This window comes from Aquimarina sp., assembly GCF_977115655.1.
In genome coordinates this window covers 32,860-55,937 of record NZ_CDSBKO010000021.1, presented here as the reverse complement: position 1 = coordinate 55,937, position 23,078 = coordinate 32,860, and the positions used below count along the sequence as shown (strand labels likewise).

General features: G+C 31.8%; 24 protein-coding genes. 5 read left to right on the top strand and 19 right to left on the bottom strand.

All coding sequences use genetic code 11. The annotated features are described in order from the left end of the window. Positions 1-15: 15 nt before the first annotated feature. The 4 genes from ACZIYX_RS10800 (at position 16) to miaA (ending at position 3,894) form a co-directional block, all read left to right on the top strand. Positions 16-678, top strand: a complete 663-nt coding sequence (locus ACZIYX_RS10800) for a YggS family pyridoxal phosphate-dependent enzyme (protein WP_462682246.1) — start codon at positions 16-18, stop codon at positions 676-678. A 69-nt stretch (positions 679-747) separates the two neighbouring features. Then, entirely contained in the window at positions 748-2,118 is a 1,371-nt protein-coding gene (locus ACZIYX_RS10795; protein ID WP_462682245.1) for an exonuclease domain-containing protein, read from the top strand. 110 nt (positions 2,119-2,228) lie between these two features. Next, positions 2,229-2,996 (top strand): ion transporter, encoded by a 768-nt coding sequence (locus ACZIYX_RS10790; RefSeq protein ID WP_462682273.1) that lies wholly within the window; start codon positions 2,229-2,231, stop codon positions 2,994-2,996. Then, on the top strand, positions 2,989-3,894 hold the full coding sequence (miaA, locus tag ACZIYX_RS10785; protein ID WP_462682244.1) for a tRNA (adenosine(37)-N6)-dimethylallyltransferase MiaA: 906 nt from the start codon (positions 2,989-2,991) through the stop codon (positions 3,892-3,894). Before ACZIYX_RS10790 ends, miaA begins: the two co-directional genes overlap by 8 nt. Positions 3,895-3,942: 48 nt before the next feature. Here the strand turns inward: miaA and ACZIYX_RS10780 are convergent, their stop codons facing one another. The 19 genes from ACZIYX_RS10780 to ACZIYX_RS10690 form a co-directional block, all read right to left on the bottom strand. Then, positions 3,943-4,656 (bottom strand): response regulator transcription factor, encoded by a 714-nt coding sequence (locus tag ACZIYX_RS10780; protein WP_462682243.1) that lies wholly within the window; start codon positions 4,654-4,656, stop codon positions 3,943-3,945. A 3-nt stretch (positions 4,657-4,659) separates the two neighbouring features. After that, positions 4,660-6,225, bottom strand: a complete 1,566-nt coding sequence (locus ACZIYX_RS10775) for a sensor histidine kinase (protein WP_462682242.1) — start codon at positions 6,223-6,225, stop codon at positions 4,660-4,662. A 79-nt stretch (positions 6,226-6,304) separates the two neighbouring features. After that, on the bottom strand, positions 6,305-6,886 hold the full coding sequence (gene coaE, locus ACZIYX_RS10770; protein WP_462682241.1) for a dephospho-CoA kinase: 582 nt from the start codon (positions 6,884-6,886) through the stop codon (positions 6,305-6,307). Between the two features lie 11 nt (positions 6,887-6,897). After that, the gene (locus ACZIYX_RS10765) at positions 6,898-7,857 is read right to left on the bottom strand and encodes a CdaR family protein (RefSeq protein ID WP_462682240.1); all 960 of its coding nucleotides are present in this window, start codon (positions 7,855-7,857) and stop codon (positions 6,898-6,900) included. A 5-nt stretch (positions 7,858-7,862) separates the two neighbouring features. After that, positions 7,863-8,867: a glycosyltransferase family 2 protein gene (locus tag ACZIYX_RS10760; RefSeq protein WP_462682239.1), complete on the bottom strand. Its 1,005-nt coding sequence runs from the start codon at positions 8,865-8,867 to the stop codon at positions 7,863-7,865. An 80-nt stretch (positions 8,868-8,947) separates the two neighbouring features. Beyond that, positions 8,948-9,763, bottom strand: coding sequence for an enoyl-ACP reductase FabI (locus ACZIYX_RS10755; protein ID WP_462682238.1), 816 nt, complete (start codon positions 9,761-9,763; stop codon positions 8,948-8,950). Between the two features lie 106 nt (positions 9,764-9,869). Beyond that, positions 9,870-11,522 (bottom strand): DNA repair protein RecN, encoded by a 1,653-nt coding sequence (gene recN / locus ACZIYX_RS10750; protein WP_462682237.1) that lies wholly within the window; start codon positions 11,520-11,522, stop codon positions 9,870-9,872. Between the two features lie 70 nt (positions 11,523-11,592). Then, positions 11,593-12,477: a type IX secretion system protein PorD gene (gene porD / locus ACZIYX_RS10745; RefSeq protein ID WP_462682236.1), complete on the bottom strand. Its 885-nt coding sequence runs from the start codon at positions 12,475-12,477 to the stop codon at positions 11,593-11,595. Continuing rightward, positions 12,470-13,681: a bifunctional phosphopantothenoylcysteine decarboxylase/phosphopantothenate--cysteine ligase CoaBC gene (gene coaBC / locus ACZIYX_RS10740; RefSeq protein WP_462682235.1), complete on the bottom strand. Its 1,212-nt coding sequence runs from the start codon at positions 13,679-13,681 to the stop codon at positions 12,470-12,472. Before coaBC ends, porD begins: the two co-directional genes overlap by 8 nt. Before the next feature lie 4 nt (positions 13,682-13,685). Continuing rightward, the gene (locus ACZIYX_RS10735; protein ID WP_462682234.1) at positions 13,686-14,018 is read right to left on the bottom strand and encodes a DNA-directed RNA polymerase subunit omega; all 333 of its coding nucleotides are present in this window, start codon (positions 14,016-14,018) and stop codon (positions 13,686-13,688) included. A gap of 14 nt (positions 14,019-14,032) precedes the next feature. After that, a complete protein-coding gene (locus ACZIYX_RS10730) occupies positions 14,033-14,827 on the bottom strand; it encodes an outer membrane protein assembly factor BamD (RefSeq protein ID WP_462682233.1) in 795 nt (264 codons plus the stop codon). A 206-nt stretch (positions 14,828-15,033) separates the two neighbouring features. Then, the gene (locus ACZIYX_RS10725; RefSeq protein WP_462682232.1) at positions 15,034-15,957 is read right to left on the bottom strand and encodes an ion channel; all 924 of its coding nucleotides are present in this window, start codon (positions 15,955-15,957) and stop codon (positions 15,034-15,036) included. A 12-nt stretch (positions 15,958-15,969) separates the two neighbouring features. Further along, positions 15,970-16,845: a 4-hydroxy-tetrahydrodipicolinate synthase gene (gene dapA / locus ACZIYX_RS10720; RefSeq protein ID WP_462682231.1), complete on the bottom strand. Its 876-nt coding sequence runs from the start codon at positions 16,843-16,845 to the stop codon at positions 15,970-15,972. A 1-nt stretch (position 16,846) separates the two neighbouring features. Next, positions 16,847-17,371, bottom strand: coding sequence for a DUF6913 domain-containing protein (locus tag ACZIYX_RS10715; RefSeq protein WP_462682230.1), 525 nt, complete (start codon positions 17,369-17,371; stop codon positions 16,847-16,849). Positions 17,372-17,488: 117 nt separating this feature from the next. Further along, on the bottom strand, positions 17,489-18,193 hold the full coding sequence (locus ACZIYX_RS10710) for a hypothetical protein (protein WP_462682229.1): 705 nt from the start codon (positions 18,191-18,193) through the stop codon (positions 17,489-17,491). Between the two features lie 255 nt (positions 18,194-18,448). Next, complete coding sequence (gene ligA / locus ACZIYX_RS10705) at positions 18,449-20,443, bottom strand: NAD-dependent DNA ligase LigA (protein WP_462682228.1); 1,995 nt, start codon at positions 20,441-20,443, stop codon at positions 18,449-18,451. An 81-nt stretch (positions 20,444-20,524) separates the two neighbouring features. Continuing rightward, positions 20,525-21,115: an LOG family protein gene (locus ACZIYX_RS10700; protein ID WP_462682227.1), complete on the bottom strand. Its 591-nt coding sequence runs from the start codon at positions 21,113-21,115 to the stop codon at positions 20,525-20,527. Between the two features lie 5 nt (positions 21,116-21,120). Next, the gene (gene prmC, locus ACZIYX_RS10695; RefSeq protein ID WP_462682226.1) at positions 21,121-21,978 is read right to left on the bottom strand and encodes a peptide chain release factor N(5)-glutamine methyltransferase; all 858 of its coding nucleotides are present in this window, start codon (positions 21,976-21,978) and stop codon (positions 21,121-21,123) included. A gap of 19 nt (positions 21,979-21,997) precedes the next feature. Next, the gene (locus ACZIYX_RS10690; RefSeq protein ID WP_462682225.1) at positions 21,998-22,486 is read right to left on the bottom strand and encodes a GNAT family N-acetyltransferase; all 489 of its coding nucleotides are present in this window, start codon (positions 22,484-22,486) and stop codon (positions 21,998-22,000) included. Between the two features lie 130 nt (positions 22,487-22,616). Between ACZIYX_RS10690 and ACZIYX_RS10685 the strand changes: the two genes are divergently transcribed. Continuing rightward, positions 22,617-23,078 (top strand): hypothetical protein, encoded by a 462-nt coding sequence (locus tag ACZIYX_RS10685; protein ID WP_462682224.1) that lies wholly within the window; start codon positions 22,617-22,619, stop codon positions 23,076-23,078.

The following is a 23,078-nucleotide window of genomic DNA, read 5'->3' as shown; positions in this document are numbered from 1 at the left end:
ATATCTTTGCAAACTATGAACGATATCCAAACAAATCTTAAGAGAATAAAAAACTCTATTCCCGCAGAAGTTATCTTGGTTGCTGTATCCAAAACCAAACCCGTTTCTGATCTTATGGACGCTTATAACGCAGGTCAGCGTATTTTTGGAGAAAACAAGATTCAAGAAATGGCAGAAAAATGGGAAATGATGCCAAAAGATATTAGTTGGCACATGATTGGTCACGTTCAAACAAACAAAGTCAAATATATGGCTCCTTTTGTAGATTTGATCCATGCTGTGGACAGCTTTAAACTACTTAAAGAAATTGACAAACAAGCAAAAAAGAACAACCGAATTATAAACTGTTTATTGCAAATAAAAATTGCAGAAGAAGAAAGCAAATTTGGATTAAATGAAGAGGAAGCAATTAATCTATTAGATAATGAGGACATTAAAAATTTAACCAATGTTCATATCCAGGGATTAATGGGAATGGCCACTTTTACAGATAATTTACAACAAATAAGAGATGAGTTTAACAAGATCTTCTCTTTTTTTAAAAGCTTACAACCAAAATATCCGCAAATAAAAACCTTATCTACAGGCATGAGTAGCGATTATGAATTAGCTATTGAGCACGGAAGTACAATGGTAAGAATAGGTAGTTCTGTCTTCGGGACAAGAAATTATGGATAACCATTTTATCCCCACCCACCCTTAAATTATTAAAAATTAAAAGTGTGATAGCTACACAGACATAATATTATGTACGCAATTTTAGATATAGAAACTACCGGAGGAAAATATAATGAAGAAGGGATTACTGAAATTGCTATATATAAGTTTGATGGTCTTAATGTAGTAGACCAGTTTATAAGTCTTATTAATCCAGAAAGGCCCATACAGCCTTTTGTGGTTAATCTTACCGGAATCAATAATCAAATGCTGCAAAATGCCCCTAAGTTCTATGAAGTAGCGAGAAGGATTGTAGAAATTACCTCAGAATGCGTAATTGTTGCACATAACGCGAGCTTTGACTACCGAATCCTTAAAACAGAATTTTCCAGATTAGGATTTGAGTTTGAAAGAAAATCCTTATGCACTGTAGAACTTTCTAAAAAACTTATACCCGATCAACAGTCTTATAGCCTGGGTAAATTAGTTCGCGGTTTAGGCATCCCTCTTTCTGACAGGCATCGGGCCAATGGCGATGCCATGGCTACAGTAAAATTATTTAAACTACTATTAACCAAAGATCTGGAAAAAAAGATAGTAACAGAAACTGTTCGAACAGAAACCAAAAAACAAGTTGACGATAAACTCCTTAAACTTATTGAAGAAGCCCCTACAGCTACAGGAGTGTATTATATGCACCGTGAAGATGGAACTATTATATATATTGGTAAAAGTAAAAATATAAAAAAACGTCTTAACCAACATTTTACCAGCGACAACAGAAAATCAAAAAGAATGCAAGATGAGGTCGTTAGCGTAACTTACGAAATTACAGGAAGCGAGCTCCTGGCCCTTTTAAAAGAGAGCGAAGAAATAAAACTCAATAAACCAAAATATAACAGCGCATTACGTAAAACAAAATATGACCATGCATTATATCAATTTACAGACAATAATGGATATATAAATTTAAAAGTAGAAAAAGCCGATAATCGAAAAACAAGTATTACTACTTTTGTAAACAGACAACAAGCAAAATCTTATATGCACCGTTGGACTGAAGAATATAATCTTTGCCAGAAATTGATGGGATTAGATAGTGGAAAAAGCAACTGTTTTAATTACACCATAAAACAATGCCAAGGAGCATGCATTGGCAATGAGCCCGCTGAAGAATATAATGCACGAGTTCAAAAATTGATTACTAGCAATACCCTTCAAAATCAGAATATGGTTATCATAGATCGAGGAAGAGATATCGAAGAAAAAAGCTTTATTTTGGTCGAAGAAGGGCAATTTAAAGGCATTGGGTATTTTAACTTAAATTACCAAATAAACAATATAGAAATCCTGCGTTCTATAACTATACCTATGTCTCATAACAGAGATGCAAAACATATCATACAAAGTTATGTTCGTACACATAAAAAATTAAAGATTATTCCTATTCATAAACTTTAATTTCGAAGTTTTAGTACTTTTATTCAAAATCAAAAAGTTTGGACAATAATTCACCTCATAAAGACTGGAAAAACCGCTTACATGATATCATTTATGAAGCAGATACCCCTATGGGAAAATTATTTGATGTAATTCTGCTCATTTTAATAGTACTTAGTATTATTATTGTGATGCTCGAAAGTGTAAAAGGGTTATCTGCAGAAACCTACACCCTATTATACTATGCAGAATGGGTTATAACTATATTTTTTACTTTTGAATATGTTGCTCGTATTATTTCGATAAAAAAAACTTCGTCATATATTTTTAGTTTTTACGGAATCATCGATCTTTTATCTACCCTGCCTTTATATCTTTCCTTTTTTATTACCGGTACCAGTGCATTACTTGCGGTCAGAGCATTACGATTACTTAGGGTTTTTAGAATATTAAAAGTTTCAAGATATATTGGTGAATCCAACAAATTAGCAAAGGCTATAAAAGACAGCAGAGCCAAAATACTCGTATTTCTATTTGCTGTATTAGTTTTATGTATAATAATGGGTACAGTAATGTATATTATCGAAGGAGAAGAAAGTGGTTTTAAAAGTATTCCTATAAGTGTATATTGGTGTATTGTTACCTTAACAACGGTTGGTTATGGAGATATTGCTCCTGTTACTCCACTAGGACAATTTCTGGCTGCAATCATTATGATTATGGGGTATGGTATTATTGCAGTTCCTACAGGTATTGTAAGTGCCGAATATACTACACATCACCAAAAAAAGGTACATCTAAACACTCAATCCTGTAGTCATTGTGGTGAAAATGAACATCAAGATAATGCTAAATTCTGCCATAAATGCGGAGAGAACCTGAATAACCATAATGAATAAAAATCTAATTGTTGTTGTTGGACCAACTGCGATAGGCAAAACCAGCTTATCTATCACACTTGCAAAATATTTTGATTGCGAAATTGTTTCTGCAGACAGCAGGCAATTTTATAAAGAAATGTGTATAGGTACAGCAGTACCTTCAACAAAGGAATTAAAACAAGCCAAACATCATTTTATACAGCATAAAAGCATTAAAGACGAATATAGTGTGGGGGATTTTGAAAAAGATGCTCTGGCAAAGCTTACCGAGTTATTTAAACACAAAAATTATGCAATTCTTATAGGGGGATCTGGCTTGTATGTTAATGCTGTAACAAATGGTCTGGACAATTTTCCTGAAACAGATATAGAGATCAGAAAAAAGCTACAGGAAGAATATACTAATACCGGGATAGAGAATCTTCAACTACAATTAAAAGCATTAGATCCCGAATATTATAAAAAAGTAGATTTAAGCAATACACACAGAGTAATGAGAGCTCTTGAAGTATGCATTAGTAGTGGTTTTCCGTATTCTGCATTTTTAACCAAACCCAAAAAAAAACGCCCTTTTCATATTATCAAAATTGGTATTACTGCAGATAGAGAGATTATTTATGAAAGAATAAACACAAGGGTAGATTTAATGATCGAAGAAGGCTTAATCGATGAAGCAAAAACCCTTTACAATTTTAAAGTATTAAATGCATTAAATACTGTTGGATACAAAGAAATATTCAAATATCTGGATAGTGATTGGGATATTGATTTTGCTATTTCTGAGATTAAAAAAAATACCAGACGTTTTGCAAAAAGACAACTTACCTGGTTTAAAAAAGATGCCGATATTAAATGGTTTGACCATATCGCCCCATCTACGTCTATTACTACATATATAAAAAAAAACTCACTATAAAATAGTATAGTGAATTTTTTAAAAGTTAGTTACCGTTATACTATTTTTTTAAGACTCTTCATTTCTTACCACTAATCTAAACCCTTCTCCATGAATATTAAGGATTTCAACACTTTCATCTTTCTTTAGATATTTTCTTAATTTCGCTATATACACATCCATACTACGAGATGTAAAATAATTATCATCCCTCCATATCTTTGTCAACGCTAATTCTCTTGGCATCAAATCATTAAGATGCAAGGCTAATAATCTAAGAAGTTCATTTTCTTTTGGAGAAAGTTTGATAGGGTCTTCTTCTTTATATGTCAAAAAACGAAGTTTTGAATTAAGATGAAATCCGCCTATTTTAAATTCAAATTGCTTGCTATCTGCAACAGACTCTGTGCTTTTACGCTGCATAATAGCTTGTATTTTCATTAATAAAACTTCACTATCAAAGGGTTTGTTAAGATAATCATCTGCTCCTACTTTATATCCTTTCAACACATCTTCTTTCATTGCTTTTGCTGTTAAAAAGATGATAGGTATTTCTTCATTTTTTTCTCTTATCTCTTTTGCTAAGGTAAACCCGTCTTTGTATGGCATCATCACATCAAGGATGCACATATCATAATCATCTTTTTTGAATTTTTCAAAGCCTTCCATGCCATTTTTAGCATGTACAACATTATAATCATTCATTATTAGATAATCTTTTAAAACTGTACCAAAGTTTGGATCATCTTCTACAAGCAAAATCTTTTTGTTTTCTGTTTCCATATTTTAAGATATTAACGGTAATTTAATTATAAATGTGGAGCCTTTTCCCCTTTCACTCTCCACCCAGATTTGACCATGATGGTCATCAATAATTCTTTTTACATAGGTTAGCCCCAATCCATGTCCTTTTACGTTATGAAGATCTCCTGTATGTTCTCTAAAAAACTTTTCAAAAATCTTTTTTTGCGCTACCTTGCTCATTCCTATTCCCTGATCACGAACCTTGACTACTATGCTGTTTTTTACGTTTTCTGTATATATATCAATTTTAGGTTGGTTTTCAGAATATTTTATTGCATTATCCAAAATATTTACAATCACATTTGTTAAATGACTATCGTTTGCCAATATTGTTGATTTAAGTGCTCCTAAATGCATTTTTATATATCCTTCTCTATTTTCTACAAGCAATGAAACGTGTGTAATTGCATCTTCGATAATATCATGCAATTCTAGTCTTTCTTTTTTAATATTAAGTTCGTTTTTCTCTAATTGAGATATTCTTAATACATTTTCTACCTGAGCATGCATTCGTTTATTTTCTTCACGTATCATATTCATATAACGTCGGACTTTTTCTGGATCTCCCGCTATTTTTGGGTTTTTAATAGAATCCAGGGCCAAATTAATAGTTGCAATAGGAGTTTTAAGCTCGTGTGTCATATTATTAATAAAATCCGTTTTAATTTGGGATATTTGTCGTTGTTGCATTAATTGTGACAAAGCACTGGAGTAAGCTACAACGATAATTAGTGTAAATATTATCGATAATATGGCCATTCCTTTGATAGTAGAAAGTACATATTGCTTTTTTCCTGTAAAATTAACATACAGTTGATATTCACTTACCCCTTGTTCGTTTACAAAAAGAGGAATCCCGTATGTTGTTGGGTTATCCAAACTAAAATCGTCAGAACGTACTTTGGTTGCCAAAGCATTACTATAGATAGCATATTCAAAATCAACCTTTATATCTCTTTCTTCTAATTCTTTTTTAAGTAAATACTCTATTTCTTTTTCTTGAACTCTTCTGTGAATTGGTATAAAACTGGCTATTTCTCCTATTACTATTTCATAATCCATTCTTTGAAGATCTGTTAATCCTCTAATTCTCTCCAATTTGGATTTAGAATTTTGTTTTGCAAAATTCTCCATTGAATCTTGCGTTGCTATATCTGTATTACGATGTAAAATATTTTTTAATCGTAAGGTATCAATATTCAAATTTATAAAGGATGAAAATAATTTATAATCTTCTTCCAAAATACCATTTGCATACGCAAATGACTTTGTTGTATTATCAATACTAATATCCAAGAGCTGATGAATAGTTTTATTATCAGGCTCATCGATGCTATCCAAGATTTCTTGTAATGGTATAAACATCTCTTCAAACTCTCTGTACTGGATTCTATTAGATACAGATATCAGTATTTGTTTAGCATTAAAAGAAAACTGCTCTTCATTATTCTCTACAGTGTTGTTAATCCAATATCCCTGAACAAAAATAATCCCAATTAACGACAAACTCATCAGGATTATCAACAACACGAATAACCTTTTATTCATAGATCAAAAGTAAGACTTTAACATTTAGCTACTTTATGGTTTAACCAAATGTTAACAAAATGAAATGTTCTAACTATAGTTATTTTAAAGATAATACTTTATGAATCTCATTTACCTGATTCTCTGTATCTTTTAAATTGTTATTATTTATAACAAAATCTGTCAACGCCAACTTTTTGTCATCATCCCATTGATTATTCATCCTATTTAAAACATCTTCTTTGCTAGTATTGTCCCGCTTTAAAACTCTTTCTATTCTTGTTTCTACAGGGGCAGAAACCAAAATAGTATAATCACAATTTTTGTACCCGTCGTTTTCAAAAAGTATCGCTGCCTCTTTCAAAACATAGCTTCCTTTTTGTTTTTTTTTCCAATAATCAAAATGTCTGGCTACCCGAGGATGTACAATAGCATTTAATTGATTAAGTTTTTCTTTATCTTTAAAAACAATATTGGCTATATATCCTCTATTTAGCTTTTTGTCTGTATAAGCCTCGTTTCCTAATAGTTCTATAATTTGTTTTTTTACAAAGGTATTCTCGTTCATCATTTTTTTTGCCTCATCATCTGCAATATAAACGGCGATACCCAGTTTTTGAAACATTTTTGCCACGGTAGATTTTCCACTACCTATCCCCCCTGTAAGACCAACTACTTTCATATCTTGACATATCACTTTAAAACTATAAACTGAACTTGTTTTTCTTGTAAACGAACATCGTGAACAAAACCGGATTTATTAACTAGTTCCAGTGTTAAAAATGAGCTTTCTTCTGATGCTTTTGCATAATCTGCTACTACTATAAAATCCCTTGGGCTTACCTCGTTGTATTTATCCAGACCTACTCTGTACACTACAGAAATTTCTTTTGGAAATATTTTAATATTCATCCCGTCAGGGATATTACTTAGGGTTATCGGGATTTTTTGACTCCCTTCGGTAAATTTACTCACCGATATGCTACTTTCTATTTTTGACGGAGTTACCATAATATTAGGTGGTAAACTTACTGTATCTATATCTAACGCAAAAGTATAGTCAATATTTAACCCTTCTAAAATTATTTTTTTTGTTTTCACAGACTTTATTGTATCTATTATTTTTGAAGGGCCACTAACCATAACAGAATCTGGAAAAACAGATACTCCTTTATTACTACCATATCCAACAGAGTATTGAATATCTTGGTCTATCGTTACCGGTACTCTTTTTTGTGATTTATGATCCAGTTTTAATGTTAGCGTATCTTTTTGTACTGATAAAATTCTTCCTTTAAAATCTAATTTATTTTTTAATACCAAAGATTCTTTGTCTACATAAAAATAATATTGATCTTTTATATTAGCTACTGCATCCTTTATGTTTAGTTTTAGTACAGGTTTGCCCCAATAATAATTAATCAGCCTAAAACCATTGCCATTAAACACCATTCTTAGTTCCTGATCGCTTTTTTCGTTAAAAATTTTATCCTCAGGGATACCGGCATATTGTACAGTAACTTCTATCTCTTTGGTATAATTTTTTGAAAACTGTTTAAACAACCACAAAACAGAGGTGAATAATAGAAAAAATAAAAAGGTTTTTACGCTGCTTCTTTTTACATAAAATTTATTTTTTTTTCTACTTGGCATAGATATTACTTTAAGAAAAACAACTTCTTAAACTGCTCTTCGGGAGTTTTTTTTAACAGATGAATATAATAATAAGATTTTAGGAATCCTCTTCCATACCCATAAAATTGTATCAAAACTGCCAAAACTGACTGAACCCCAATAGAAATATTTTTATATTTAATCGTTGCATCAACAAATATAATTCCAAAATACCCTCCCAAAACGGTTATAAAATACCACCAGCCCAAAAACATTGTTATTATTGCAAACAATACATATCCCACAAACATGCCTGGAAACCAATATGTAAGCTTGGCTGTTTCTGGATGCCATTTGTTTAAAATTGGTCTTACTAATCCAAATTTATGAACTTGAGTGTAAAATTTTTCCCAGGATATCCTTCTTTTATGAAATACTTTTGCATCAGGAATTAATGCTGTTTCATATCCTAATTTCCATAGTCTTATAGTAAGATCCGGATCTTCTCCCGGATGTATATTACCAAATCCTTTGGATTTCAAAAAAGCTTCTTTTGATAATCCCATATTAAAACTACGTGGTTGAAACTTGCCTATTGTTTTTTTTCTTCCTCTTATTCCTCCTGTGGTTAGATAGGATGTCATACTATAGCTTATTGCTTTTTGCAGGTTAGAAAAGCTATCATGTGCATCATCTGGCCCTCCGTAACAGTGAACAAAATTATGTTCTAAAAACTTATTAGCTTCATACAGATAGTTTTTTGGCAATATTACATCACTATCCAAAATAACAAAGTAATTTCCTTTTGCCCTATGCATTCCATAGTTACGGGAATCCCCCGGGCCTGTATTGGGTTTTGTATAATAACTGATTAATAGTTTATCTTTAAATCCCTCTATAACATCTTCAGATGTTTGTGAGGATCCATCTTCTATAACCACAATCTCATATTCTTGAGAATAGTTCATCGCCAACATACTTTCCAAAAGCTCTTTGATCTCATTTGGTCTGTTAAAAACAGGTACTATAAAAGAAAAATATATTTTCATATTTATAAAGATAACCAACAAAAAATCCCATTATCTGTTAAAAAATGGGATTTTTTAAATATTCATTTTAGTAAAAAATACTATTTTTCTATAAATTTATCCATCACCATCTGGCTTACTCCCATATTAGAGAACCCCCCATCATGGTATAAATTTTGAAGGGTTACTTTTTTTGTTAAATCAGAGAATAGGGTAATAGTGTAATCTGCACATTCTGATGCTGAGGCATTACCCAAAGGTGACATTTTATCTGCATATTCTATAAATCCATCAAATCCTTTTACTCCTTTTCCTGCGGTTGTTGGGGTTGGGGATTGAGAGATTGTGTTTACCCTTACTTTATGATCTTTGCCAAAGAAATAGCCAAAACTACGTGCTATGGACTCCAGGTATGCTTTATTATCTGCCATGTCGTTATAATCAGGAAACACTCGTTGTGCAGCCATATAGGTTAATGCAACTATACTACCCCATTCATTCATAGCTTGCTTTTTATATAAAGTCTGCATTGTTTTATGAAAAGAAAGCGCAGATACATCCAGTCCTTTTTGTGTCCAGTCATAATTTTGATCTGTGTAATGACGTCCTTTACGAACATTTATAGACATTCCTATAGAGTGCAAAACAAAATCAAGTTTACCTCCCAAAATTTCTGTTGCTTTATCTACAAGATTTTCCAAGTCTTCTAATGAAGTAGCATCTGCAGGTATTACTTGGGAATTAGTTTTTTCTGCAAGAGTGTTTATAGCCCCCATTCGCATTGCAACAGGTGCATTAGTAAGAACAAAGCTCCCTCCTTCTTCAAAAACACGCTCTGCTGTTTTCCAAGCAATTGAATTTTCATCTAATGCCCCAAAAATAATTCCTCTTTTACCTTTTAATAAATTGTGTGCCATTTAACTGTAAATTAAAGTATGGTTATACGAGTGGTAAAGATAACAAAACGACCCAAACCATCACTAACCGAAAAATATTTTAGTTTAATTTGCAATAATCTTATTATTAATTCAATAATGATTTTGCATGTATCAATGCTGAATCTGAAATGTTTTTTCCTCCAATCATTTCAGCAATTTCTTTGATTCGTTCTTCTTTACTCAACAATTTAAGTTGTGTAATTGTAGTGTTTTTAACATCTTCTTTATATACTTTATAGTGGCTTTGCCCTTTAGCTGCTATTTGTGGAAGGTGTGTAATGCTAAAAACTTGTATTTTTTGACTCATATCTTTCATCAAATCTGCCATTTTATGTGCTATCTCTCCAGAAACCCCTGTGTCAATTTCATCAAATATAATTGTTGGCAATTGTGCATATCTGGACAAAATAGATTTAATAGCTATCATGATTCTTGATAATTCACCCCCAGACGCAACTTTTTTAAGTTCCCCATAAGTTCCTCCTTTATTTGCTGAGAATAAAAACACAAGCAGCTCTTTACCATTAGGCATATATTTTTCTTGCAGTTCTAATGAAGCTTGAAAAGTTGCATTGGGCATTCCTAATGCTTTAAGAATATCTTCTAATTCTTTTACCAACTGTGGTAATGCTTTATTTCTTTTTTCATGAATTTTGTTTGCAACCTCGTCTAATTGAGATTCTATTTTAGAAATTTCTTTTTTGATCAGTTCTATATCTTCTGTTAAAGATTCTGTTTTAGAAACTTTTTCACGTAATTCTTCTGTTAAAACAATCAAATCTTCAATTTCATTCACAGAATGTTTTGCTAATAAATTATTTAACAATTGTAGTCGTTGACTGGTTTTTTCTAATTGCTCAGGATCTGCTTCTAACTTTTCTAATTCGCCAAGCAGTGTATCTCCTATATCATCCAATTCTATATAAATACTTTGAATTCTTTGCGAAAGCTCTTTCAAAGAGGAAGAATAAGATTCTATCTTCAAAATATTATTTCTAATTGTATTTAATTGATCAGACACTCCTATTTCTTCAGAAGAAACAATAGCTATCGATCCGGATAATCGTTCTTGTATCTCTTCGATATTATTAAGTTGCTCATACTGCTCTTCAAGCTCTTGCATCTCTCCTGCTTTTAGCTTGGCTTCTTCTAGTTCTTTTAAAAGAAAAGCATTATAATCATATTCTTTTATAAATTCTTCCTGGCTGGCTACCAAGGCATTTACTTGTTTGTTCTTTTCTTTTAGCAACTTAAGACCTCTTTTATATGATTCAATTTCTCTGTCTGCCTTTGCCAAGGCATCCAAAACTTCAAATTGAAAATCATTAGTGGTAATTTCTAATGTTTGGTGCTGACTATGAATATCTATCAATTTGACACCCAAAGATGTTAATGCTTGTAATGTAACGGGGGTGTCATTTACAAAGGCTCTGGACTTACCTGATGGCAATATTTCCCGCCGTATTATGGTTAGATCTTCATAATCTAATTCTTCTTGTTTAAAAAAAGGAACAAGATCATATTTTTTAATTTCAAAAACGCCTTCTATAAAGCATTTTTGAGTATTATCTTTTACGCTATTAACATCGGCTCTTTTGCCCAACAACAACCCTAATGCCCCAAGCAACAAGGATTTACCTGCGCCTGTTTCTCCTGTAATTGTTGTCAAACCAGAATCAAAAGACACTTGTAGTTGTTCTATTAACGCGAAGTTTTGTATAGAAAGACTTCTTAGCAAAGGATAGAAAAATTTTGGTTATTTTTAAAAAAGTAAAGATACTATAGTTTTAAAAATAAAGTGTTTTTTTTTAAAACTTAATATCTTTCCAATTTTCTGAATATGTAGGTGCTATTTTATTAAGTATTTGTACTGTTTCGGCTATATTAACAGATGGTCCACCGGATAATATGCTGGATATTTCATCTGCCTTAGCATCAAAAAATACTCTCATTATGTATGAGTTAGGCCTGGTATCATGTACCTCCTCTAGCGATCTCATGGATTCGGTAATTATTTCTTTACCTTGTTTTACATTATTATACATAACATCTAACCCTTGTCTGTGATATGTATACATTGCTTTACGATATCCTTCATAGGTTCCCGAAAGAAGATCATCGTTGAGTCTAAACCTGTTGGGGTTTTGTTCTCTCGCCCAACCTGCCGTATTGCTTCCTTGGGCATTGCTAACAATATTTTTGGCTTCTTGATAGTAGCTTGTGCCTTTATTTAACTCAAATGTATCTGCATCTACCCCTAATATGGTATACAAATAAAATGCTATTACAGAGACCAGGTTGGACTCATAACTATTCTGGTTATAATTTAAAGGTTGAAATTCTAAATAGTCAAAATTAAACTGCTTATCATTTACATTAAATATTGTAGTACTATAACCCGAACCATATACAGGGCGGGATGCCTGCACTTGTATGGTTGCTAAGAAAGCATCATTATCGTAACTAACAATAGTTATAAAAAAGCTACAATTAATTCGCTCTTCGGTACGATACTCTACAGAAGTCCACTTTGTATTATTAATAAACTCAGTTAGTGAACGCTCCAGGGTTTTAAAAACCTGAAGATTAGGGTTTCCTGTTTGTTCTGCATTAATAGCTACTGTAGCATTAAACTCTTGAGCATTAAGACTAAGACCAACTATGAATATTACAATAATAAATAGCTTATTCATTTTTTAATGTATTAATTTCATCAAATATATCTTGTGCAACTTGTGACTTTGTTTTTAAAGCAAACGCTTTAATTTCTAATTTATGATTAATCAAACTTACTTTATTTGTTTGTTCTTTAAAACCTGCTCCTTTATCGTTAAGTGAATTTAGAACAATCAAATCCAAATTTTTATTCTTAAGTTTATTTATAGCATTTTCTTCTTCATTTTCTGTTTCTAAAGCAAACCCAACAAGGAATTGGTTTTTTTTCTCTGTCCCCATCCACTTAAGAATATCTTTTGTTCTCTCCAATTCTATAGAAAACTCTGCTTCTTTTTTTTTGATTTTTTGATCCGAGGCTTTTTTAGGTCTATAATCTGCAACGGCAGCAGATGCTATTGCTATATCACAATCTTTATACAAAGAGACCACTGCTTCGTACATTTGTTGTGCACTAATTACATTAATTACTTTTATATATGCATGGTTTACTTTGATAGCAGACGGGCCTAAAACAAGATTTACATCTGCTCCCAAATTAGCTGCTATTTTAGCCAACTCTACTCCCATTCTACCGCTAGAATGATTGCCTATAAATCGTACCGGGTCTATTGCTTCGTATGTAGGCCCTGCAGTTATCAAAACTTTTTGTCCTTTTAATGGTAATTTGCTTAATATATCTTTTTCTATATATTCTACAATATTTTCTGGTTCTGCCATACGCCCCTGACCAACCAAGCCACTGGCAAGCTCTCCTGATTCTGCGGGAATCATTATATTGCCAAATTTCTGTAGTTTTTCAAAAGATTTCTTAGTAGTGGGGTGGTTGTACATATCCAAATCCATTGCCGGCGCATAATATACCGTACATTTGGCAGACAGATAAGTTGCCAGTAACAGATTATCACTGTTACCGGTAGCCATTTTGGCTAATGTATTTGCTGTAGCGGGAGCTATTACCATTAGATCTGCCCATAACCCCATATCTACATGGTTATTCCAGATTGCATTTTCATCTTCTTTATCAAAAAAAGAGGAATGTACCGGGTTTTTGGACAATGTGGATAGAGTAAGAGGCGTTACAAAGTCTTTGGCAGCAGGGGTCATTACTACTTTTACCTCTGCTCCTGCCTTGATAAACAGGCGCACTAAGTTTGCTGTTTTATAAGCAGCAATACCAGCGGTGACACCTATTAAAATCTTTTTACCGCTTAAAACAGACATATATTTATAGAGATTCTGTGTCTGCTTTTGTATTTCTATAATAAATTTTACCTTCTAACCACTCTTGTACTGCTAGGGCATGTGGTTTAGGTAATCTTTCATAAAACTTAGATACTTCTATTTGTTCTTTGTTTTCAAAGACCTCTTCTAAACTATCATTATATGTAGCAAACTCGTCTAGTTTTTCAAGAAGTTCTTTTTTTATATCTGTATTAATTTGCCCTGCTCTTTTTGCTATTATCGAAATTGCTTCATAGATATTATCTGTTGGCTGATCAATACGGTTTTTATCAATAGTAGTTGTATTTACAGGCGCATTACTTTTTTTCAAATCCATCTTCTGCTTATTTTCTATTTAATTAATTCTAGTCTTTTGTTTATATCTTGTGCTATCTCCTCGGCTTTTTCTATGTACTCACCTTCGGTTTTATAATATTTTTTATAATTATTATAATAGTCCCGAGCAGTTTCTAAACGTTCTTTTACTAAGCTTTCGTAACTTCCTATAGCCAAAAGATATTCAGACTCTAACTTGTAATATAGTACTTTTTCTTTAAAAGAGGATCCCGGATAATCTACAAGATAGTTATCAAATGTTGCTATAGCTACTTTATAATCTTCTCTATGATGATATTGTTTAGCTATTTCGTAGGCTTTTCTTTCTTTTTTATTTCTCAGTTCTGTTACAAGAATATTTGCTTCTTTTAAATTCTCGCTTTCTGGAAATGTATTAATAAATTCCTGAAGTTTTTCGATTGCTTTTGTGGTTTCTTCCTGATCTAAGCTATATCTTGGAGATAAATAATAATAGCTTTTTGCTCCTTTATATGCTGCTTCTTCTTTTTTCTGGCTGTTAGGATATGATTTTACATATCTTTCAAATTGATAACCCGATAAATAAAAATCTTCTAGTTGATAGTATGTGTCTGCATAATAATACATTATTCTTTCTGCCTGGGGCTTACCTCTGTACAAAGGAACTATTTGTTCAAGAAGCCGTAAAGCTTTTTTATACTTCCCTTCTTTATATAAATCCTCAGCGGCTTTATATTTGGCTGATAAATCCTCGCCTCTAACTACCTTTTGGTATTCACTACAAGAACCTAAGAACAAAACAAAAACAAGCAAATACAATAATCTATTCATATCATAAAAAAACATCTGGCAAAAATATGTATTTCTACCGTATTACAAAAACTTTATTCATTGAATTAACTTACCTGTATTCATTGTTATTTATTTGGTAAGCAAATCTTTCAGACAATCCTTTATTTTATTGATTACCTCATACCAATAACTAAGTAATTAATGGTTTGTTGCAAGGTTTTACAATATTAACCCTTATAACAGTTTTATTTATCTAATAAAGAAGTTTTATCCAGATTACTATGGTCAAGAACTGTATAACCTTCTTTATCATAATAAAAAGCTTTAACAAAACTATGATCTTGTTTTAAGTTTTTTAAAACATAAGAGTGTACCTGATGAACCTCTTGCGCAAAAGACTCGTCATAGTAGCTGAATAATATTAAAATCTCAGCATTTAAGCATTGTAATTGTTGCCTGTTATACTCTGCCAACGGGCTTGATTGTTCTATAGGATGCACAACTGTCCACGTGGTGGGCAGATATGTAATGGAATCTCTTTCTAATTTAAGATTATAAAAGTTATTGACAAATTTTTTATCCTTGTCTTCTTTTGATAGGGCAAGAGTAGCTTCTATCCTGGGTCTGATCATTACATTAGTGCTTCTGCTCATTAGTCTGAACATAATACAATCTACACCATTATGTTCTTTTAAAATCAGATTATTACTAAATCGAATATTTGCTCTTGGTTTAGAAAACCTTCCATAAAGCAGTCCTGTAACAAACGAAAAACTTAACAATCCTATAAGTGCTTCAAAGGAGGAAATCACCCCAAACACAAGCCCTTTTGGAGCCATCGCACCATAACCTACTGTTGTAATTGTTTGTGCCGAAAAAAAGAATGCGTTAAGAAAATCCCTGTACAAATTTCCTGTTGGCTCTGTTATATTTACAATTCCTAAAAATGTATAGATTATAGCAAAAAGTGTGTTTATTAAGGTGTAACCCAAAAACACCCATAAAAAAAACATCCCCCAAGTTATGTTTATCAAATAATTATAATTTTCTGATAAAGAATTTGGTCTATTAATATGTTTTATATTAAAAGATCCATCCGGATTAACAAATCGTTTGGCATATTTGTTTGAAGATTTGCCAATTCCCGGATCTTTTATTTTTTTAGCCATTATTTACAGAAGCTAATAATTTTCAATAAATTCTTTTATTTTTTTCTCTAAACCTAATGAGACTGGCAATAATGGTAATCTAAGGTTATCGTCACAAATACCTTTTGTTTTTAAAATATTTTTAATACCTGCCGGATTACCTTCTTCAAAAGCATAATCAAGAACAGGGAGCAGTGTGTATAAAATATCGTACGCTTTTTTTGTTTGGCCCGACAGCCCTAAACGTATCATTTCTGAAAACTCCTGAGGAAATCCTTGCCCTACTACACTTATAACTCCATCTCCGCCAGCTGAGACCGCGGGCAATGCTAATGCATCATCCCCGGATATTACTAAAAAGCCGGCAGGTTTGTTCTTAATAATCTTTAATACTTGCGTAAAATCGCCTACTGCTTCTTTTATACCAACTATTTTATCTAATTGAGCAAGACGTAATGTGGTTTCTGCTGTCATATTAGTTCCTGTTCTAGTAGGAACGTTATACAACAATACTGGCAAGGGGCTATTATCGTTTATACTTTTATAATGCTGAAAGATCCCTTCTTGACTTGGCCTGTTATACATTGGCACAACAGAAAGTATTGCGTCAAAATCAGATGGGTTAACTTTTTTAATTTCTTCTACTACTGCTATAGTATCATTTCCCCCCACACCTATCACCAAAGGAAGTCTTTTATTATTAACTTCTATTATATGTGCAATTAAACTCTTTTTTTCTTCTTTTGTAAGAGTTACCGACTCTGCTGTGGTTCCTAATACCACCAAATATTCCACATTACCTTCTATACAAAAATTAACCAAGGATGCAACCCCTTTATAATCTATCGTTCCATCTTTATTAAAAGGAGTAGCTAATGCCACACCAGTTCCTCTGAGAAAATTACTCATACTATATAATCTGTAAAATTTTTAAATATTTTTTCAACTCGGCTATAAAAAGGTTGGTATCATTTGTAGTAGCCCCGATAATCAAATCATTGATTCTATTATCTACGGCAGCAAAACCAACTTTAAATTTAGCTTTAGAGGCTGCTGCAACATAATTTAACTCTATTAAATTTTCTTCATAAAAATTAATCAAAACATCATATTCTTCATTTATAAACTCTTGCAAAGATTTGCTTTTTATAGTTCCACTAATACCAAAGCTTTTATCACTATAATAAGCAGCCTCTTTATCGTCATCTAATTCTTTTTGATTTTCTTTATACCCTATCACTTTAAGTCTTTCTGATTTTACCCCTAGTTCGTTAGCTAGTTTCAGTAAAGAAACAATGTTAACAGATTGTGATGCATCAATAAGAACTGCCAATGTCTTAAGACTTGAAATATTTTGTGGTCTGGCTTGTCTTTTCCCCAGATGCGCTTCAACATTTTTTCTTATCGCATTTCTTTTAAGGCCTTTTAAAATCATTTATTAAAAAAATTAATAAGCCACAAATGTAGCTATTTTACAATTTAAATTCATCTTGTATTCTCCCCGAAAGAAGAAAACCTTTATAATTAAACAACTATGTTGTTTTTGTTAAATCTAAAAATATTTATCGTTTACAGATTTTATATCTATTGGTTTTGTATCTATAAAAAATTTGGTAAAAAAATAAATCCCCAACATTTCTATACCATTAATCAATACCGTAAACTCTCTGCTATAGTAATACAATTCATTTATTGCCAAAAGAGCATCTACAAACAATGTACAACAAGCAGCTATAAAAAGATAAATAGATTTTTCGTATCTATCTGAAACATAAATAAAAAAACAAATTGAAACAAATAACAAAAGACCTATAACTATAAGAATCATCGCCCCAATTGAGTTCATAATCTTAGGTAAAATAAGATCTGTAATAGAAAAAATAAGGTATCCTATCAAAATCACACTTACTATTACCGGCGGGGATGCAAACACCTTCAGTTTAACATCTTTTTTGGATATAAAATCTTTTAGCAAAAAACTACACAATCCGTAAAAGATAAATATATGTACTGCAATCACTGTATAATATTTTACAAAATCAAGATATATAAAAACATCTGTTATTGCTATTATCAACATACTTAATGGAAACAAAAAACTCGACTTTTTAACCGATCTAAAATATAAATAAATTAAAGATACAGGAACGATAGGTTTTACATACACCAACCATTTTTTATCAAAAAAAACACTTACACACATAACAATTAAATAGGTGATGTAAAAAATCAGATATGTAGTGTTCGTTTTTTTCAATAAGTTTTAAAAAAATTACATAATATATAATAAAAATGATTGCTGCTATAAGAAAAAGGAATAATGTATTTACATTAAACAAAATATATTAACGTAATAAAAAAGCTTCAATTCCCTTTTTTTGTTTACTAATTTTAATTTGCCCCCTTTATTATATTACCTGACTTATGTGTCCTGAATATCTTTACACAAGATACTAATTTTTAAAGAACCTTATTAACCATATAAAGTACTTATAACAATCAAAATATCTTTTTACCCTAATTTGAAAAGAAATTCATCTTCACTTATAATAGGTATTGATAATGTATTTGCTTTTTCTAATTTACTTGGTCCCATATTTTGACCAGCTACAACAAAAGATGTTTTGGCAGATATTGAGCCAGAAACTTTACCTCCATTATCTTCTATCATTTTTTTAAGTTCATTTCGCGACACTTTTTCAAAAACCCCTGAAACAACAAAAGTCAATCCTTGAAATATATTGGTTTGGTTTGCCAACTTATCTGCAGATATCTCTAACTGGACTCCATATTGTTTTAATCTATCTATTAAAATTCTATTTTCTTCAGAGGCAAAAAACTCCACAACGCTTTGCGCTATTTTGATCCCTATTTCATCTACATTAACCAATTCTTCTTCTGATGCTGTCATTATTGCATCTATACGTTTATAATGTTTTGCCAGCTTTTTAGCAACTGTTTCTCCTACATATCTAATTCCCAAAGCAAACAAAACGCGTTCAAAAGGAACTTCTTTTGATTTTTGAATACCAACAATAAGATTTTCTGCGCTTTTTTCTGCCATTCTTTCCAAGGGGACTACTTGTTCTTTTTTCAACTCATAAAGATCTGCATAGTTTGTAATCAAATTTTCTTTGACAAGTAGTGTTACAGTTTCTCCCCCCAGACCTTCAATATCCATTGCTTTTCGAGAAATATAATGCTGTATACGGCCAATTATCTGTGGGGTACAGCCTTCATAATTAGGGCAATAATGCTGTGCTTCTCCTTCTTTACGCACAAGCTCTGTATGACATTCTGGGCAATGTGTTATATATAATGTTTGTATTGAACCTTGTTTTCTTTTTTCAAAATCGACTGCAATAATTTTAGGTATAATCTCCCCTCCTTTTTCAACAAAAACAGTGTCTCCTACTCGTATATCTAATTTTTCAATCTGATCTGCATTATGCAAAGAAGCTCTTTTTACGGTAGTCCCGGCAAGAGATACTGGTTTAAGATTTGCTACCGGAGTAATTGCTCCTGTTCTACCTACCTGATATGTGATTTCGTTAAGTATAGTAGATACCTGCTCTGCTTTAAATTTATAAGCCATTGCCCATCGGGGGGCTTTTGCTGTAAAACCAAGTTCTTCTTGCTGTTGTATATTATTTACTTTAATTACGACCCCATCGGTTTCGTAAGGTAAATCATGACGATGATTGTCCCAATATGTTATAAAATCCAGCACTTCTTCAATAGAGTTTACCAATTTGGACTCTACAGGTACTTTAAACCCCCAATCTCTGGCTTTTTCAAGGCTCTCAAACTGGGTTTTGATTTTTAACCTATCTCCTTTAACGCTATACAACAAACAATCTAATGGCCTTTTGGCTGTTTCACTGCTATCTTGTAATTTCAAGCTTCCTGATGCTGTATTTCTAGGATTTGCATAAGGCTCTTCGCCTGCTGCAATCCGCTCTTCATTCATTTTAACAAACCCCTTATAAGGCAAAACAATCTCTCCTCTAATATCAAATTTTTCAGGAAAATCTCCTTTTAATTTTAATGGTATTGATTTTATAGTTTTTACATTTGTAGTTACATCATCTCCTTGTATCCCATCCCCTCTGGTAACTGCTCTTTTTAAAATACCATTTTCATAGGTTAAATTTATAGAAGCTCCATCATATTTAAGCTCGCAAGTATAATTAATCGGGCCATCTACCATTTTTTTTATACGTTTCTCCCAGTCCAGTAAATCCTCTTGTGAGTACGAATTATCCAAAGAGTACATCCGCTCTTCATGCACTACTGTTGCAAAATTTTTGGTAACCTCTCCACCAACTCTAAGTGTTGGTGAATTTGGATCGTAAAACTCAGGATATTTTTCTTCAAGTTCCTGTAAAGACTTAAGTTTCATATCAAACTCATAATCACTTATTACTGCTGCATCCAGCACATAATAATTATAGTTATGCTGCCTTAACTCTTCTCTCAATAAATTTATCTGTTGTTCTATATTCATTTTAATGCGTATCCTTTTTTAAAGGTCAAACAAAACCTTACTGTTTTTAAACAATTATCATTTATCTGTTCCCAACAAGTTTTATACCTTTTCAGGCTGTAACCATTTTGGAGTCTGTACTGGTTTAAAAGTTTTCATTTTTTCTAACAATAGATCTATATCCTCTTCTACAATAAGTAACTCGTAGTTTTCTGTTTTTAAAAAGTTTTTACGAACCATATTTTTCAATAAAGCCAGTAGATCATCATAAAAACCATTTATATTTAAAAGCCCTATTGGTTTTTGATGTAACCCCAATTGTGACCAGGTTATAATCTCAAATAGTTCTTCTAGCGTCCCAAACCCTCCTGGCAATGTTATAAAACCATCACTTAATTCTTGCATTTTCATTTTTCGTTCATGCATATTAGCGGTAATAACCAATTTATCTAAACTACGATGTACCACCTCTTTCAACATTAAAAACTCAGGGATTACTCCTATTACTTTTCCTTTATTTTGCATCACTCCTTTGGCTACCTCTCCCATTATTCCAATTTTAGCTGCCCCATATACCAACGTTATTTTTTGATGTGCTAATTTTTCTCCTAACAAAAATGATTCAGAAATTATTTTAGCATCATTACCTTCACTACTTCCACAAAACACACAAATCGAATTCAGATCACTCATACTTACTATTTATTTTCAGGAACATAAGCCCTTATCATTCGTTTGTTACCATACATATCTTCTCTTATCTCTACAGAAGCAAAACCTAATTCTTCTATCCTTTTTTTTGTTTCAAAGCTTAAATATTGATTAATTTCAAAATACAATACTCCGTCATTATTCAATTTTTCATTTGCCAATATTGCTATTTTTTCATAAAAAAGCAACGGATCGTTATCGGAAACAAATAAAGCTAACGACGGTTCATTATTAAGCACATTGGCTTTCATTTCTTGCTTCTCCATCTGTCTTACATAAGGTGGATTGGAAACTATAATATCGAATTTTTGAAATAAACTCTCTACTTCTAAAATATCTTCTTTAATAAATGTTACTTCTACTTTATTATTTTTTGCATTTTCTTTTGCTACTTCTAAAGCTTGTTCTGACACATCCATGGCATATACTCTAGATTCAGGTAAATTTTTTGCTAACGAAACAGCAATACAGCCACTACCTGTACCTATATCCAAAATAGTTAAGGAGGTATTTTTTAACTGGTCTTTTAAGATCCAATCTACTAACTCTTCTGTTTCTGGTCTTGGAATAAGAACATTTGGATTTACTTTAAAAGACATTCCATAAAAATGGGCTTGACCAAGGATATACTGAATTGGCTCTTGTTTTTCTAATCGTCGCTTTACTTTATCAAAAATCTCTATTTGTTTTACAGAAATATCTTGATCCAAACGCATCGCTATATCTACTCTTTTAAGGTTTAAAAAATCTTCGGAAAGAATATAGAAAAACGACAGAATTTCTTCTGAATCGTATATCCCGGATAAAGAATTAATAAAATTAGCTCTAAGGTCTTTTATCTTCAAAACTGAAGTTTGTTTATTTTTATAATTCTTTTATCATCCATGCCCGGCAACTATAATGCCCTGTATTTCCCATAGGAGCTTCCAAAGGTAAAAAGCCTACTTTGTGATACAACTTTCTGGCAGATTCCATATAAGGCATTGTTTCTAAATAACACTTAGCATATCCTTGCTCTTTTGCAAAATCAAGACATTTGTTTATCATTTTATATCCTATCCCCTTACCTCTTACTGGCGCCAAAAAATACATTTTTTGCAATTCACAAACCTGCATAGATGTTTCTCCTTCTAAAGGGGCAATCCCTCCACCTCCCATGATTTTACCATCTTCTACCACTACATAATACCGGGTTCCTGGGGCATCATAAGTTTCAAACATCTCATCCAAAGATTTGTCTTCATACGCAGTACCAACTTTTGGCACTCCCATCTCAATCAAAACATTACGTATTACCTCTGCTATTTCTTTGTTATCTTTTGGTTGTATAGCTCGTATTTTTATGTTACTCATTATATTTTAAATACTACTTTTGTGTTTCTATAAGACATATATACAGAAACACATCTTTGAATCTTTAAGTTAAATAAAACTAGTTTGTATTATAGGTATTGAAATATACGTTAAATCTAATCACAAACCAATGGGTAAAATTCTATTATTATCAACAATATTTGTATTAACCGCAAGCTGCTCTATTAGCAACAAACCTACTTTTAAATATATTGACAGTATAGAAGTTACCAACATAAGCTTAGACAGGGTCACACTTAATGCTAATGCTGTTTTTAACAATCCTAACAACCTAAAAGGAAAATTATCTATAAATGACATACATCTTTTTGTAGATGACATGGATATAGGAAGTGTTTCTGCAAAACAATTTGATGTTCCTGCAAAAACTGAATTTACCATTCCATTGCAAGGCACTTTTTCTCTTTCAAAAGTTTACAAAGAAAACAAGAACGATATTCTGGGAAGTATCCTGAAGGTTATTCAAACCGATTCTATTACTGTACAATACAAAGGCTCTATCAAGTATTACTTAGGGAATTTCTCCTATCCTTATACTATAGATAAAGAACAAAAAATAAGACTCAGATAA